The 13901-nt window shown below is 60.7% G+C and carries 19 protein-coding genes; 1 reads left to right on the forward strand and 18 read right to left on the reverse strand.

All coding sequences use genetic code 11. From position 1 onward, the window contains the following. Nucleotides 1–17 precede the first annotated feature (17 nt). The 18 genes from P2W41_RS13030 to P2W41_RS13115 all read right to left on the reverse strand — a co-directional run bounded on the left by P2W41_RS13030 (nt 18) and on the right by P2W41_RS13115 (nt 11375). Nucleotides 18–560 (reverse strand): phage tail tape measure protein, encoded by a 543-nt coding sequence (locus tag P2W41_RS13030; protein WP_404933352.1) that lies wholly within the window; start codon nt 558–560, stop codon nt 18–20. A gap of 24 nt (nt 561–584) precedes the next feature. Beyond that, nucleotides 585–758: a phage tail assembly chaperone gene (locus tag P2W41_RS13035; RefSeq protein ID WP_404933353.1), complete on the reverse strand. Its 174-nt coding sequence runs from the start codon at nt 756–758 to the stop codon at nt 585–587. A gap of 44 nt (nt 759–802) precedes the next feature. Then, complete coding sequence (locus P2W41_RS13040) at nt 803–1141, reverse strand: gene transfer agent family protein (RefSeq protein ID WP_404933354.1); 339 nt, start codon at nt 1139–1141, stop codon at nt 803–805. Next, complete coding sequence (locus P2W41_RS13045; protein ID WP_292893266.1) at nt 1138–1554, reverse strand: phage major tail protein, TP901-1 family; 417 nt, start codon at nt 1552–1554, stop codon at nt 1138–1140. The genes P2W41_RS13040 and P2W41_RS13045 overlap by 4 nt, the downstream gene beginning before the upstream one ends. 28 nt (nt 1555–1582) lie before the next feature. Further along, nucleotides 1583–1990 (reverse strand): DUF3168 domain-containing protein, encoded by a 408-nt coding sequence (locus P2W41_RS13050; protein WP_292893263.1) that lies wholly within the window; start codon nt 1988–1990, stop codon nt 1583–1585. Continuing rightward, nucleotides 1971–2135 carry a hypothetical protein gene (locus tag P2W41_RS13055; protein ID WP_292893260.1) on the reverse strand — a complete coding sequence of 55 codons (165 nt, stop codon included), beginning with the start codon at nt 2133–2135 and terminating at the stop codon, nt 1971–1973. Before P2W41_RS13055 ends, P2W41_RS13050 begins: the two co-directional genes overlap by 20 nt. Further along, nucleotides 2132–2467 carry a phage head closure protein gene (locus tag P2W41_RS13060; RefSeq protein WP_292893257.1) on the reverse strand — a complete coding sequence of 112 codons (336 nt, stop codon included), beginning with the start codon at nt 2465–2467 and terminating at the stop codon, nt 2132–2134. The genes P2W41_RS13055 and P2W41_RS13060 overlap by 4 nt, the downstream gene beginning before the upstream one ends. After that, nucleotides 2467–3036 (reverse strand): head-tail connector protein, encoded by a 570-nt coding sequence (locus tag P2W41_RS13065; RefSeq protein ID WP_292893254.1) that lies wholly within the window; start codon nt 3034–3036, stop codon nt 2467–2469. Before P2W41_RS13065 ends, P2W41_RS13060 begins: the two co-directional genes overlap by 1 nt. Before the next feature lie 76 nt (nt 3037–3112). After that, nucleotides 3113–4369: a phage major capsid protein gene (locus P2W41_RS13070; protein ID WP_404933355.1), complete on the reverse strand. Its 1257-nt coding sequence runs from the start codon at nt 4367–4369 to the stop codon at nt 3113–3115. A 10-nt stretch (nt 4370–4379) separates the two neighbouring features. Then, nucleotides 4380–5063, reverse strand: coding sequence for an HK97 family phage prohead protease (locus tag P2W41_RS13075; RefSeq protein ID WP_292893248.1), 684 nt, complete (start codon nt 5061–5063; stop codon nt 4380–4382). A gap of 3 nt (nt 5064–5066) precedes the next feature. Then, on the reverse strand, nt 5067–5426 hold the full coding sequence (locus P2W41_RS13080) for a DUF6107 family protein (RefSeq protein WP_292893245.1): 360 nt from the start codon (nt 5424–5426) through the stop codon (nt 5067–5069). Nucleotides 5427–5922: 496 nt separating this feature from the next. Next, nucleotides 5923–6588 (reverse strand): hypothetical protein, encoded by a 666-nt coding sequence (locus P2W41_RS13085; RefSeq protein ID WP_292893242.1) that lies wholly within the window; start codon nt 6586–6588, stop codon nt 5923–5925. Nucleotides 6589–6880: 292 nt separating this feature from the next. Then, nucleotides 6881–7024, reverse strand: coding sequence for a hypothetical protein (locus P2W41_RS13090; protein ID WP_292893240.1), 144 nt, complete (start codon nt 7022–7024; stop codon nt 6881–6883). Between the two features lie 72 nt (nt 7025–7096). Then, nucleotides 7097–7378, reverse strand: coding sequence for a hypothetical protein (locus tag P2W41_RS13095; RefSeq protein WP_404933356.1), 282 nt, complete (start codon nt 7376–7378; stop codon nt 7097–7099). 365 nt (nt 7379–7743) lie between these two features. Continuing rightward, on the reverse strand, nt 7744–8268 hold the full coding sequence (locus P2W41_RS13100) for a hypothetical protein (RefSeq protein WP_404933357.1): 525 nt from the start codon (nt 8266–8268) through the stop codon (nt 7744–7746). A 194-nt stretch (nt 8269–8462) separates the two neighbouring features. After that, entirely contained in the window at nt 8463–9632 is a 1170-nt protein-coding gene (locus tag P2W41_RS13105; protein WP_404933358.1) for a phage portal protein, read from the reverse strand. 32 nt (nt 9633–9664) lie between these two features. Then, entirely contained in the window at nt 9665–10963 is a 1299-nt protein-coding gene (locus tag P2W41_RS13110; protein WP_404933359.1) for a DNA-packaging protein, read from the reverse strand. After that, complete coding sequence (locus P2W41_RS13115) at nt 10896–11375, reverse strand: hypothetical protein (protein ID WP_292893230.1); 480 nt, start codon at nt 11373–11375, stop codon at nt 10896–10898. Before P2W41_RS13115 ends, P2W41_RS13110 begins: the two co-directional genes overlap by 68 nt. A 336-nt stretch (nt 11376–11711) precedes the next feature. Between P2W41_RS13115 and P2W41_RS13120 the strand changes: the two genes are divergently transcribed. Then, the gene (locus P2W41_RS13120) at nt 11712–13853 is read left to right on the forward strand and encodes a transglycosylase domain-containing protein (RefSeq protein ID WP_404933360.1); all 2142 of its coding nucleotides are present in this window, start codon (nt 11712–11714) and stop codon (nt 13851–13853) included. The last annotated feature ends 48 nt before the right edge of the window (nt 13854–13901 follow it).

Raw genomic sequence — 13901 nt, forward strand, 5'->3', positions numbered from 1 at the left:
CCGGTTCTTCTCCTGCCTTAAAAGGTCTTCGCACCACGCGATACGGCGCGCGCCAGCATGCCGGTGATCTGGGCCTGCGACTTGCGGAACGATGCCGCGTCCGGTGTCGAAACGTTGAAAACGATGTTTGCAGCGGGCGCACCGCCTCCTGCAGCGACACCCAGCCGCCCGTCGGCACCACGCTGCAGGGGCAAGATCGCTTCTGCGCCTGCCTCCCCCATTAATCCTACCCTGCCTCCCATCGGGAAATAGGTTGGCGAGGAGACGACCCCGCCGTCGGCAAAGGGTACAACTCCCCCTTTGGCAAAGGGCGTCATGCCACCGAACGCACTTGAGAAAAGCGACGAGCCCAGCGCTGCGAGGGGTTGCAGCGCCTGCGAAAGCGCCATGCTTGCCAGGTTTAGGCCGATGCTGCGCAGCACATCCTCAAACGATTTGCCGCTCACCACCGCGCTTTTCAGCGCCCCGGTCATCTGCCGCCCAAAGCCATCCGCCAGTTTCTCCAGTTCGCCCAGCGCCTCCGCAAACGGCTTGGTGTCCGCGCGGATTTCAAAAGTCATGTCTTCCAAGGAAACAGCCTCCGCTCATTCTCCGACGTCACGGTCCGGAAACCGTTGCATCAGTAGGTCAAGATCATTGCGCGCCGGTGCACCTGGGACGCCGCCCTGCAGCGTCTGCAGGGCACAGTTCAGTTCACGCGGCGTCATGGACCAGAACGCACCGGGTGAAAGCCGCAGCATCCCAAAAGCAAATCCCATCACCTCATCCCAGGGAAAAGGCCTTGCGGGGGCTGCTGCGGCGTTCAAGGGTTTTGAGTGGGGCCCTCCGCGCCGCCGAAAGTCGCGATCAACAAAGCGCTTACAACCCGCGCAAGCCCTGCCGCACCCTCTTCGCAACGCATCGCACGCACATCCTCGTCGCTCACCGCGTGACCGCCGCCACGCAAACCGGCAGCGATTACACGCAGCATGTCACGCGCCGAGAGGCGCCCGCTCGAAAACCGTTTCGCGAGTTCGCCAAGGTCGTCTGCCGCAAAGGCATCTTCGAGTTCGGCCAGAGCGCCCAGTGTCAGGCAAAGCGTGTAGTCTGTGCCGTCGATCCGCGCCGCCACCTCGCCACGCCTGCGGTTGACGCTGATCATGGGACCTCCGCAAAGTTCACGGCACCGGCCGATTCCAGAGCGATCTCGAAGGTCACCTCACCATCGTGATTGCCGCCATACTCCAGCGCGGTGATCTGGAACGGCCCAGACACGACCCCGAAATCCGGTATCGTCAACTGCCAGTCGGCTATCTCACTGCCAAAGAACCGGCTGCGAATCGCGGTATCCGAAGCGCTGTCCTTGAAGATGCCGGAACCGCTGATTGCGGCCCGCTGCACTCCGCTGCCGGAAAGCAGCTCCCGCCAACGGCCAGCCGAGTCCGCATTCGTCACGTCTACAGTCTCACTGTTGAAGGCAAGGCGCTTGGCACGCAGTCCTGCAACGGTGGTGAATGTTCCGGCCCCGCTCGTATCGAGCTTCAGGAGCAGGTCCTTGCCCTTCTTGGCAACCATGCTTGTCCTCCAGGGAAATGTTGATGTGTCAAACCGGCTCTATCGCAGCGCGAAAGCGCATCAGCCCGTGATAGGCAATGAGGTCTTCGTCGAAGTGGACTTCACTGCCCTCACGGCGCAGGTTGATCAGATGGTGTCCAGCGACCGCCAGCGGCGCGGTCATAAGAGCCTTGTCGACCCGATCCATCAGCTGCAGCGCTTCGCGTCGGCCCTTGCCGTTCGCCCAGACGTTGATTGTGAAGAAGTGCTCGCTGCCTTCCTCGGTATCCGTACTCCAGTCGTGAGTGCTGGTTGGTCCGAATGTGACATATGGGTAGGCCGTTCGCGCTGGCGCCAGATCGTAAAACTTTTCGCCGCCCAATGCGCCTGTCAGCCCTGCATCTGCAGCCAGCGTCCCAAACACCGCCTTCTGCAGTTCAAACGCGGCGGCGAGCATCGTCACGCTCCTGCGTTTTTACATCCGCTTTCAGCTCTTTGTGTTCTGCACGCCGTGCGATTTCTCCCACCTCGGCCACCTGGTGCGATAGCCGCCGCAGTGCCCGGCCCAGCCCTTCGCCAGTCAGTCGCATGCTCATCTTCATGTCTGCTCCTCCTCACAGAGGCAGACCAGGTAGCGGCCTGTCTCATCGGGATCGTGTGCCGTCAGAATGGAAAAATTCCGCGGTCCCCGTGCGAGCTGCATGCCACCTGTCACGCCGGACCGAAACCGCAGCGTGATGCGGTGGGTCACCCGTTCGTGGCTTTGTCCCGCACCGAAGGGCGCCGCTGCCCTCACTGGTTCGATGAAACCGAAAACTGTCGCGACCTCGCTCCAGTTTTCCGTGTGTCCGCCCGCGTCGTCCGAGACAAGCGCCGCCCGCCGCAGGCTGAGTTCCGTCCGGAATGCGCCTGGATCGATGAACTGTACACGCATCACAGCCTCGGCTTTCGATAGCCATTCACGAGCCGCTGAAAGCCAGATGGCAGCGATACGGGCTGGTCTCCAGCATCAAATGCGGCCCGGAACTCGAACCAGTACGTCACCAGAATGAGAATGGCCCGCCGCAGAAGATCCGGGACATCCGTCCCCGCTTCTCCGTAGCCGGCCCTGAAATCGATCTCGATGCCGTTCAGCCTTTGGCCCGGTAGCGGCCGCGCCTTCAAAGCCAGTCGAGCCGGCTCGGAATGCGCATCCAGCCGATAGGTTGATGGATCGACAATCGAAGCGGCTCCGTCTGCGTCGAACACCGTTACCGATAGCACTTCCCGCACCGGGGTCCGGTGCAGATACAACACTTCGCCTGGCGGCCAGTCGTCCAGGGTCAGCCGCCATGACTGGTCGATCAGTGCCTGTCCGGTCGTCTTCTCCACCTCCTCGCGCGCGGCGCGGATCAGCCCTTCAATGAGCACATCCTCACTCACCTGCTCAAGACGAAGATGCGCCTTCACCTCGGCGAGCGTTACCGGTTCGACCAGCGGGTCGACCGTTCGAAATAGCGTCATGCAGAAACTCCCGTTCAAAGAAAACGGCCCCGGAAAAGCTTCCCGGGGCCGAGTCGGCATGGTCGTGCAGGGAGGGTTACACCGTGCCGAATTTCAGGAGCTTCACCGCATCGAAATCCTGGATGCCACCGCCCACACGCTTCGTCGTGTAGAACAGCACATAGGGTTTGGCAGAGTACGGATCGCGAAGCACGCGGACGCCGGCCCGATCCACCACCAGGTAGAAGCGGCGAAAATCGCCAAAAGCGATTGGTGTTGCGTCCGCGCCAATGTCAGGCATATCCTCTGCTTCAACCAGCGGGAATCCCATCAGCATGGCACGGCTTCCGGGGGTGGCGGGCGGCTGCCACATATAGTTGCCGTCTGCGTCCTTCAGCTTGCGCAGAGTCGCCTGGGTCTTGCGGTTCATTACCCAGTTTGCGTTCTGGCGGTAGCCGGCCTTGACGGCATAGACCAGGTCGACAAGGACGTCGGATGCATCACTTACAGGGAGGTCGCCGCTGACGCCGGTTACATTGTAACCGACATTGCCCCAGCTCCAGCCGGTTTCGTCCGTCTGCGGATAGCTGAGGAAGCCTTTCGGCTTGTTGACCCCGTCACCGTTAACGAAAGCCGCACCCTCCTGCTCGGCAAAGGCGGTCTCCACTTCGCTGGCAATCCACTGGTCGAGATCGACCACGGCGTCATCCAGAAGCATCGCGGTCGCCGCCGGCATGGCATAGAGCTCAGCGGTGGGAAACTGCAGCTCATCCAGCGTGCCCGCCGCCGTCTCCGGGCGCGCCGCCGTCTCGGCCACCCAGCCCACCGCCGGGCCAGACACGGCAAACGGCTTTTTCAACACCGCGCTCGAAACCTGCCGAACCGAGGCAATGGAGCGGATTGGTGAAAGCTCTGAAAGCCGTGCGCCGATGGCCGCTTCGGTCTCATTTGGCACCAGATAGCCGCCATCCGGTGCCGAACCGTAGGACATTGCCTTTTCTTCCAGCGAACGCAGGTCGCGCTCATCGCCGGAGCGCATGTAGGCCTCAAATGCCTGCTTGCGTTCGAGATCCTGCAGCGCCGTCGCGCCGCCGCGCCCCAGGACGGGCCGTGTCCTCTTCAGGACCAGCGTATCAAGCGCCTGCTTGTGCTCGTCCAGCGCTCGCGAAATGCGCTCCACCTTCTCCGATGTCACCACATCGGCGCTACGCGTTTCCAGCTGCTTCAGCTTTTGGTTGTTGGCTTCCTTGAAGCTCTCGAACGCGTGCATGAATTCATGGAAGGCGCCCGTCACGTCACCCTCGTCCAGCGCCGATTTCACCTCCGGCGCGCGTTTTGCCAGTCCTGCCGTCATGTCTTCATCCTCAATCGTTGAACATGCGGGCCGCCTGACGGATCACCGCCGCCAGCCCGTCATCAATGCCCCGCGCGGCGTCCCGCTCGCGTCTCAAGGCGCCAAAACCCTTGGCGATCACCATTCGGGCCTCGCGCCGCGTCAGGCCGGCATCCCGCGTCAGCCAACGCTCAAAGTCGCGCGCCGTGGGCAACAGCGCGCCCCTTCCCTCCGTCTTCACCTCTTCCACACGCGCCTCCGGCAGCATGGGAAAGGTGACCACGGAAATCTCCCAGAGATCCGCTTCCACGATCCGGCGCACACCGGTTTTGGCCTCCGTCTTTGCCTTTACGGTGCGAAAGCCAATGGAAAGCCCGTCGAGCGCCCGGTCGCGCATCAGCTCCCAGACCTCCCGTGCCCTGGCGACACCAAGCGCCAACCTTCCCCGCACCAGAAGGCCGCGTGCGTCTTCGCGCAGTTCCTCCCAGGTGCCGATGGGCTGGTTCGGGTCGTGCTGGAAAAGCATGCGCACCCCGGCCGCCCCGCGTTTTTCGAGCGAGCGCGCAAACGCGCCCCGCTCCACCGCGTCACGGCCAAGGTCGACCTTCCCGAACAGGCTCGCATAGCCAGAGAACGTCCCGTCCGCCTCGACCGTCTCGATATCGAGCCCGGCATATTTGCGCTCATCGGGCATTGGCGCGATCTTTGCCTGCATGCTCTAGCGTCCTTTCTCATCGTGAAGAGTGTCGGTACGGCCATGCGGCAGCGGCGCAACCGGGCGCGCCTGAAAATACCGTAGCGCCAGGCCGATGGCGCTCCAGGCGCAAAGGCTCGCAACAGCCGCTCCCATCAGCATGGTTTCGGCCGCGCCCAGCCGTTCCGTCAGTTCCAGAATTTCGGCAAGCTTCAGCCCCGTCGCCCCGCCGAAAACCATCCCGCACACCACACCGACCGCAAAGCGGATCGCCGCATCGCGCCGGTGATTGGGCAGGATATAGGCAAGCGAAATGGCGGAGCCGGCCACAGCGCCAGCCCCCTTTGCGAGCCATATCCAGCCCGCATGGGTCATGTCGGTCATCGGAAAAATCCTCGTTCGGGATCTTGTTGAAATATCCGGGCTCAAATGCCCGGCCGCCTACGCAGCATCCAAACGTCAGGCAGCACTCATGGTGAGCCTGTCGCCGGGATCATCAAACAGGCGCTAAAGCAGTCTTCTTTCGCAGCAAAGCAGGCGCACTCCCGGCGCTCATGCTTGGCGGCAGCCTTCGCCAGATATCGATACAGTTCCGCCTCACTGCCGGTACGCTGGTTGCGGTAGATCACACCATCCCCCTTTTGGCATTGCGCTCAAATCTGTACCCGCTTCGAAAGAATTCTTTCAGCAACCGCCTGCGTCCCCAGAGAGGATTAAAATGGGGAACCGCTCCACGGGTCAGCTCGTGAAATCGTTCACGCGCCTGTCGTGCAACAGCCTCGAAATGAGTTATTTCACCGCGTATGGTCGACATAGCGCATGTCGATCCGCGCCCCCCACCCGAGAGCAAGACAACCCGTCATCACACCGATTGCGGGTTCTACCGGTCCTCTGGAATGTCCACTTGCAGCAGCTGCCCGGCCAGCCGATCGATCCTCTTCCAGTCCGGCACCAGCTCAGGAAGCATGCGCTCCGCAGCAAGCAGATGATACTTCAGGTCCTCCGCCGAAACGCCATCTTCCAGCAAGCCGTAAAAAGTCCACATCTGATCGGTGTAGGTGCGGTCGAGCTTTGTAAGATTCTCCACCAGTTCCGGCTTCCACTCCGCCAGAAGAATGCACAGGATGCGGTCCAGCGTCTGGCTGCGCGCGGTCCACCATTCAGTCCCGCGTTCATATTCGAGCTTCTGACCGATAAGAGCACCCGCCTCCCCGATGACGACCTGCGGAATGTTCATTCTGCCAAAATCGCCCTTGCTGCAGGTCCAGTAGCCGTCATCCGCAAGGACAAACCAGCTCTCCATGGAACGCAGAAACTCCACAGTTTCAGCCTCCGACATGGGAGGACACGTGCCAGGTTTCACCGTATCCCACGAGAACTGCGCAAGTCCTTTCCGGTGCAGAGACCTAACCGCCTCACAAAACTCAACCAGATCACTGCGGGAAGGTGGCTCGAACACCGTATTGATCAGGGTAAAAATGTTCTGTTCCCAACTTTCCTCAAGCGTGGCGAGAATACGGTCGCAGATTTCATCGATCATATTCATGGGTCGCTGTCTCAATCGGTGTCAGGAATGGGTGTGTGCGGCTGTTCTTTGAGACCATCCCTCATCCTATACCTGTAGTAGAATTTTGAAAGGATTTTCGCGTCAACTTTAGTGCGGGAATTCCCCCGGGGGCTTGCCATGATGCGAACCGCCTCGCCGGTATGCTGGTTGCGGTAGATCACACCATCTCCACTTTTGGCATTGCGCTCAAATCTGTACCCGCTTCGAAAGAGCTCTTTCAGTAACCGCCTGCATCCCCAGAGAGGATTAAAATGGGGGACCGCCCCGCGGGTCAGCTCGTGAAATCGTTCACGCGCCTGTCGAGCAACAGCTTCGAAATGAAGTATTTCACCGTGTATGGTGGACGTGGCGCTTGTCGATCCGCGCCGCCCACCCGGCTCCACAGCGCCTCCCGATCATCGCCGGAAAGTTCCATTACGAGATTCATCCCTTCAGCCAGGCGGCAAAAACCTCGGGAACTTCCATCACTCACCTCGTCATCGCCAATCTACCCGGCGCGCAGTGCCTTAAGGAGCTCCCGATAAAAAAGCTCCGCATACCCTTTGCGAAGGTAGCAATCAGAGCCCGTTTCTGACCAGATTTTCACCAAATCCTCATCGTTCAGCCCGTCCGCCAGCAACCGTTCGATAAAACCGGATGCAATTTCCTTTTCTTGCGCGGTCAACGACCGAGCAAGATAGGCTGGCAGTTCGTCATCAGATCGAACGACAAGCTCCACATCGGCATGCATATGGCGCGCCATGCGAGAAAAAGCGTCTGGAACATTCACTGTCTTTCTCCCGGCCGTGTTCTGCGGTCCCCGGAAGGGAACCAATCAAGGCAGTGCCCTATGTGTGCCGGAGAAAATACCGCACAAGGCACAAAACCATAGAACTAACGATTAATAAAATCGAGAACGAGGCAAAGAACCATGACAAGGCCAATAAAAATAAATTTTCCCAATTTACAAAATCTGACTTCGACACCAAATCAAAAACAAAACTAAAACCACCTCTAAACGTGCAATTAAAACCTTCCTGTGAAACGCAATATGAAGACTGAGGATTATGATCAAGAGCTATATAAGCAATATAAATAGATATCAAAACCGATAGAATAAGGGAAAATATTAAAACTTTCCCAAAAGAAAAATTCTCACAAATCCCACCACGGTTCTTCTTCATAGATTTTCTGAACACGCGCCCCATAGTCTGAAACCTGCTCTGCCGACAGATTGTTGTACAGCGTTGCAACCTTTGCAACCGTAGGTTCTTTCACCCGCTCTGATATGCGCTTCAGCAAAGTCACTCCGGCTCGAATATTGGTCGCCGGAACCTGTAGATCTTCCCGACTCCAGCCAAAGCCCGACCAATATGACACATGGACATTCATCGGCAAAACCGTCTTGGGCCGAGGGTGCAATCGATCATAATACCCATGCGTGGTCTCCATGTAGACGATGGCCATCACCAACCGGTGATCGACATCTTGTGCCGACGCCTCCTTCAGAATGTCCACGGCATGCTCAAACACCTCGTTCATCTCATGGAGTTCGTAGATCGGTTTGCTGCCGTTTGCTTCTGGGTTCGCCTCAACCTCAAAGACTGCGGGCGCATCCTTGAGTATACTTCTTCTCCTGTCTGCCGATCTTTGCAGGACAGGTGCTTTATCCCGCCCCATAGCGCCGGAGCCAGTGCCCCCGTCCGTCCACCGCCCGCCACCAGGATTTCCCGCCGGCACGCGCGGCTGAAGATGCCATCTGGGGTTGTGTTTCAGTGCCCGTTCCAGCCGCCCTGCAGCAGCGAGCAGCCGGACCCATGCCGCCTCCCCGCACATTCGGGCGGCGAGCATTTCCGTATCCACCATAAAGCGCCTCACTCGCCGCGCGGGCCATAGCCCACGGCCCGGCGTTTTTCCTCGTCGCTCAGGAAGTCGGCTGCGCCCACCCGGCTCCACAGCGCCTCGCGCTCGGCGGCCAGTCCCTCGATGCCGTCGGCGTCGTACCAGAGCCGCACGCCAGCGCCGAACACCGGCTGGAGCCAGGCGGAGAACTCCTTCGCCACCCGCCCCACAAGCGGCAGCACGGTCAGGCGGTAAAAGGCCCGGTTCGCCTCCTGATAATTGGCATAGGTGTTGTCGCCGGGAATGCCCAGCAGCATGGGCGGCACGCCAAGCGCCAGCGCGATGTCGCGGGCGGCGCCATTCTTCGCCGCCATGAAATCCATGTCGCGCGGCGAGAGGCTCATCGCCTTCCAGTCGAGCCCGCCTTCCAGAAGCAGCGGTCGCCCGGCGCGCGCGGCACCCGCATAGCCCTGTTCCAGCTCCACCTTCAGCCGGTCGAACTGATCGTCGGAAAGGTTGCCGCCCTCTTTCGGCGCATAGACCAGCGCGCCTGAAGGCCGCGCGGAGTTGTCAAGCAGCGCCTTGTTCCAGCGCGCAGCCTGATTGTGCGTGTCGAGCGCCATCAGCGCCGCGCCCAGCGGCGCAAAGCCGTAATGATCGTCGAGCGGGTGAAAGAGGGTGAGTTGTAGAGCCGCCCCAGCCTCCAGCGGCACACGTTCGCGCGCCTTGCCCTCGCGGTAGTCCAGCGCCACCGGCCAGCCGCCCGCATCCGCCACCACCGACACCCGGTCCGGCCGCAGCAGGTGCAGTTCGCGCGTTCCGGTGCCCGTTTCCAGCATGCGCAGATAGGCGTTGCCCGACAGAATCAGATACCCGTAAAGCGCCTCCATGAAGCCGCTGCCGGCCTGGCGCTGGTTGGGCCGGGCCATCATCTCCAGCACCGGATGTGCGTCGTGCTCCCGCGCACCCTCGTAAAGCAGCCAGGGGATCGCCGCCGCCGCCTCCGCCACCAGCCGCACGGCACGATGCGCGATCGGATTGGCCATAAACCCCTCGCGCGACATTGCAGCATAGTCGCGCCGCGTAAACCGCGCTTCCGCCTCCCGGTGCAGCGCGACGAAACCGCCGGCATGCATCTGTTTGGTTTCAACCGGCGCGACAGCACCTCCCGGACGCTTTGCCCAGGGCCAATACCAAGCCATGTGATTTTCCCGATCTGTGTTTCTTTGTCTGCTCAACCGAGTGCGCGCACGCGCGGCTCCCGCCGGTTCGAAAGCATGAGTTCGCTCAAGGCCCAGACCAGCGCATCCACCCGGTCCGGCGAGTGCCCGCCCGAGAGGCCGTCGAGGCCGAAATCGCACATCTCGTCCTCGAGTTCGGGAAAGCGCGCCGCATGGCGCACCCGCCCCTGCTCATAAAGAGCGGCCACCGGCTCCGCCCGCAGCCATTTGCCCCGCGTTGCCCGCACGGCCTTCACCGGCACACTCGCGTCCACCGTGGCGATTACCGTCGCCACCATTTCGCCGCCCTGGTTCACCTCGGCCACAAGACAATCGGCTTCAAGCCGATGATAGAGCGCCACCGCGCGCGCCGCCCATTCCTGTGGCTTGGCACCCTTCACCGTCTCATCGCACAATACCACGCCGCAGCCGCCCGCATCGACGCCCGCTGCGACAAGCCCACAGGCATCCGACCTGCGGCTCGATGCCGCCGGAGGATCCACCGCGACGACAATGCGCTTCACTTCACTCGCCTTTTCACAAGCACCAACCTTCTCCAGCATCGCCCGCGTCCAGAGCGCATCGGGCCGATCCTCGATCAGTTCACCGTCAAGCTCCTGCCGCCCAAGCCGCGTACCCGCATAGCGCTGCCTGATCGCCCGTATGAAGCCCGGTGCCAGATTGTCCCGGTTTTCATCCGTCCGCATGCGGGTCACCGTCACATGCGGATCGTCCATCAGCTTGCGGATCAGCGGGATCGGCCTCGGCGTTGTGGTCAAGAGCTGCCTGGGCCGCTCTCCCAGCCGCAAGCCGAACTGGAGCATGTCGAATGTCGCATCGGCCTGTCTCCATTTTGCCAGTTCATCGCACCAGGCCGCATCGAATTGCGGCCCGCGCAGACTGTCAGGGTCTTCTGCTGAAAAAATCTGCGCCACCGCGCCATTGTCCCACACGAGGCGCCGCCTGCTCGCCTCGAAGCGCGGCCGTACGCCCCGCGAAACCGCCAGAATCCCCGAGGGACCTTCCACCATCACTTCGCGCGCGTCAGAGAGCGTTTCGCCGATCAGGGCCAGTCGGCCATACTGTATCCCCCCGGCAAAGGGCGGGAGCCCCCGCACCAGCGCATTCACCCATTCCGCGCCCAGCCTCGTCTTGCCGGCGCCTCGGCCACCCATCACCAGCCAGCTGTCAAAAATCGCACCTAGCGGATATTGCGCGAGCCGCGCGACACCCAGCCATTCCCGTTCAATGGCGTGTGCGAGCTCCTGTTGCAGGTTCAGCCTTGCCCATCCTTTCTGCAAGTTCTGCAGCAAGGCGGCGGATCCGGTCGTCAATGCGGTCGAGTGCGGCGGCCATTTCTTCATCGCTGGGGGCGTGCTTTCCATTCATGTCCTGCTGCTCGATCGCGATCTCGTTCATCTTTTCCACGATCTTGAGCATCGAACCCAGGCCCTCAATCCGCCCCTTGTCGAATAGATCGCGATGAACCGCATCCTCAATCGAACGCTGGAGTTGATTGAAAAGCATCCCAATCATGCTTTGCGTCCGCTCGATTGATGGCGGACGCGGGGGATCGTCGGGCGTTCCCCATTCCTCCTCCTGCGCCCGCTTGCGCAAAAGCCGCTCCGAGCGCCCGCTCGCAAGAGCCAACAGATCAAAGGAGGGTGGCGCACCTTCCCGCAGCGCACGCACCGCCATCAGATCGGCAGCACCAGTCTTGCCCATAACGTCTCACCCATGTCCAAAAACAAAAAAAGCGCGCCCTTGCGAAAGGACCCGCCTCGAAACGCCGCAACTGTGCGACCATGCCTGAACCCTATCAAACGACCGTCACGCTGTCAAGAATTTTTTCCTATTCTCTTGTACAGGAAGTCCATGCGTTAGCCATTTCGGTGTTTTTCCCTTGCGGAAGAGACGGAAATGCGAAGAAACTCACATAACAATCCGCTAGAATAGCCGTTATGTACCGGACTGCGATGTGGGGTCGTGTTCGGCTGGCGATTTCGCAAAACGGGTTCGATCGGGTTGGCCGTGAACGGCCGGACGGGAGTTTGGGTGAAAATGCCGCGCGAAAAACGGCAGAGCAAGGCGCCGCGGGCGACCAGATTGCTGGCGCTCGATGCCTGGATCGATTCCACGCTTTATGAAGCGGGCTTCAAGCTCGCCGAACTCTGGGAAGGCGTAACGATCTTCTTTCGCCGCTTCCGTGTCTATGGCTTCAAACGCGCCGTGGTCGAACTCTTCAGCGAAGGCGCCACACTGGGGGCGATCGGGTCGGTCGTCATGCTGGCGCTTGCCATGCCCGCGTTCGAAGAGACCGCGGGTGACTGGCGCGCCCAGGACGACTACGCCGTTACGTTTCTGGACCGCTATGGAAATGAGATCGGCCAACGCGGCATCATCCAGCGCGATTCCGTGCCCGTGGATGAGCTTCCCGACCACGTTATCAAGGCCGTTCTTGCCACGGAAGACAGGCGCTTTTTCGAGCATTTCGGCATCGACTTTCTTGGCCTCGCCCGCGCTCTTACCGAAAATGTACGCGCCAATTCCGTCGTACAGGGCGGTTCCACGCTTACCCAGCAGCTCGCCAAGAACCTGTTTCTGTCCAACGAGCGAACCCTCGAGCGCAAGATCAAGGAAGCCTTCCTGTCGATCTGGCTTGAGATGAACCTGTCAAAAACCGAGATCCTCCAGTACTATCTCGACCGTTCTTATCTGGGTGGCGGTACATTTGGCATCTCTGCCGCGGCAGATTTCTATTTCGACAAGCCGGTCAAGGATTTAAACCTTGCCGAGGCAGCGATGATCGCCGGTCTCTTCAAGGCCCCCGCCCGCTACGCTCCTCATGTAAATCTTCCCGCCGCTCGTGCCCGCGCAAACGAGGTCCTCACCAATATGGTGCAGGCCGGTTTCATGAGCGAAGGACAGATACTCTCCGCCCGCCTCCACCCGGCAACCGCCGTTGATCGCGAAGGTGCCGACACACCTGACTATTTCCTCGACTGGGCATTTGAGGAGGTGAAGCGTGTCGTCCCGCGCAGCGCCACCCATTCGCTTGTCGCACGCACCACGCTCGACCCGAACCTCCAGAAGGCCGCGGAAGAATCGCTCGAGTTCCACCTGCGTCAGCACGGAAAAGACTATGACGTATCCGAAGGCGCCATCGTTCTGATGGACACTGAAGGCGCGGTCCGTGCCATCGTCGGTGGCCGCGACTACGGCACAAGCCAGTTCAACCGCGCCACCAAGGCCGAGCGCCAGACCGGCTCCTCCTTCAAGCCCTATGTCTACGCGGTGGCGATGGAGAGCGGGTTCGAACCCGGCTCCGTCATTTCCGATGGTCCGATTTCATGGGGTAGCTGGTCGCCGCGCAACTACGGCCGCAGCTATGCCGGCAGGGTCACGCTCACTCACGCGCTGATAAAGTCCTACAACACCGTTCCTGTTCGCCTCGCCCGCGATCATCTGGGCATCGATCCCATCATCGACCTGATCAAGTCCTTTGGCATCGAATCCCCCATCAACGGCCACAAAACAATGGTTTTGGGCACGTCCGGCATGACCGCGCTCGATCAGGCGACCGGATATTCCGTTTTCGCCAATGGCGGCTATGCCGATACCCGTTTCGCGGTCGTGCAGCTGATGACCCATTCGGGGAATCTCATCTATGACCATGGTCGCGATGCCCCGCCACCGCGCCGTGTGCTGTCGGAAAAAGCCGCTGCTTCAATGAATCAGATGCTTATCCTTGTCCCTGAACAGGGGACGGGTCGCCGCGCGGCTCTGCCGATGACACGCTCGGCAGGAAAAACCGGCACCACCCAGTCCTATAGAGACGGGTGGTATGTGGGTTACACCGGAAACTATGTCGCCTCTGTCTGGCTGGGCAATGACGATTTTCATCCCACGAGGCGCATGACCGGCGGCTCCCTGCCCGCCATGGTGTGGCAGCGTCTGATGTCCTACGCGCATCAGAACGTTGAGATCAAACCCCTCCCCGGTATCGACGGCCCGATGCGTATCGAAACGGAGGCAGTTGAAACAGCCAGTGAAGATGGCGCAGGAGAGCTTCAGGAGAACGACAGCCTTCCCCTGGCTCTCTCGGCTCGAACATCACAATTCCTCAAGGAGCTCGCAAAGAACTTCGAGGCAGCGCCGCGCCTGCGCAAACCCGCCTCTCACGAAACGCTATCCGCCCTGTAATGCTGCGCAAAGCCCACCGCAAAAGGCTTGAACCACCCGTTCGAGTTG

It is taken from the genome of Nitratireductor sp. L15S-10 (assembly GCF_045011005.1).
Lineage (GTDB): Bacteria > Pseudomonadota > Alphaproteobacteria > Rhizobiales > Rhizobiaceae > Nitratireductor.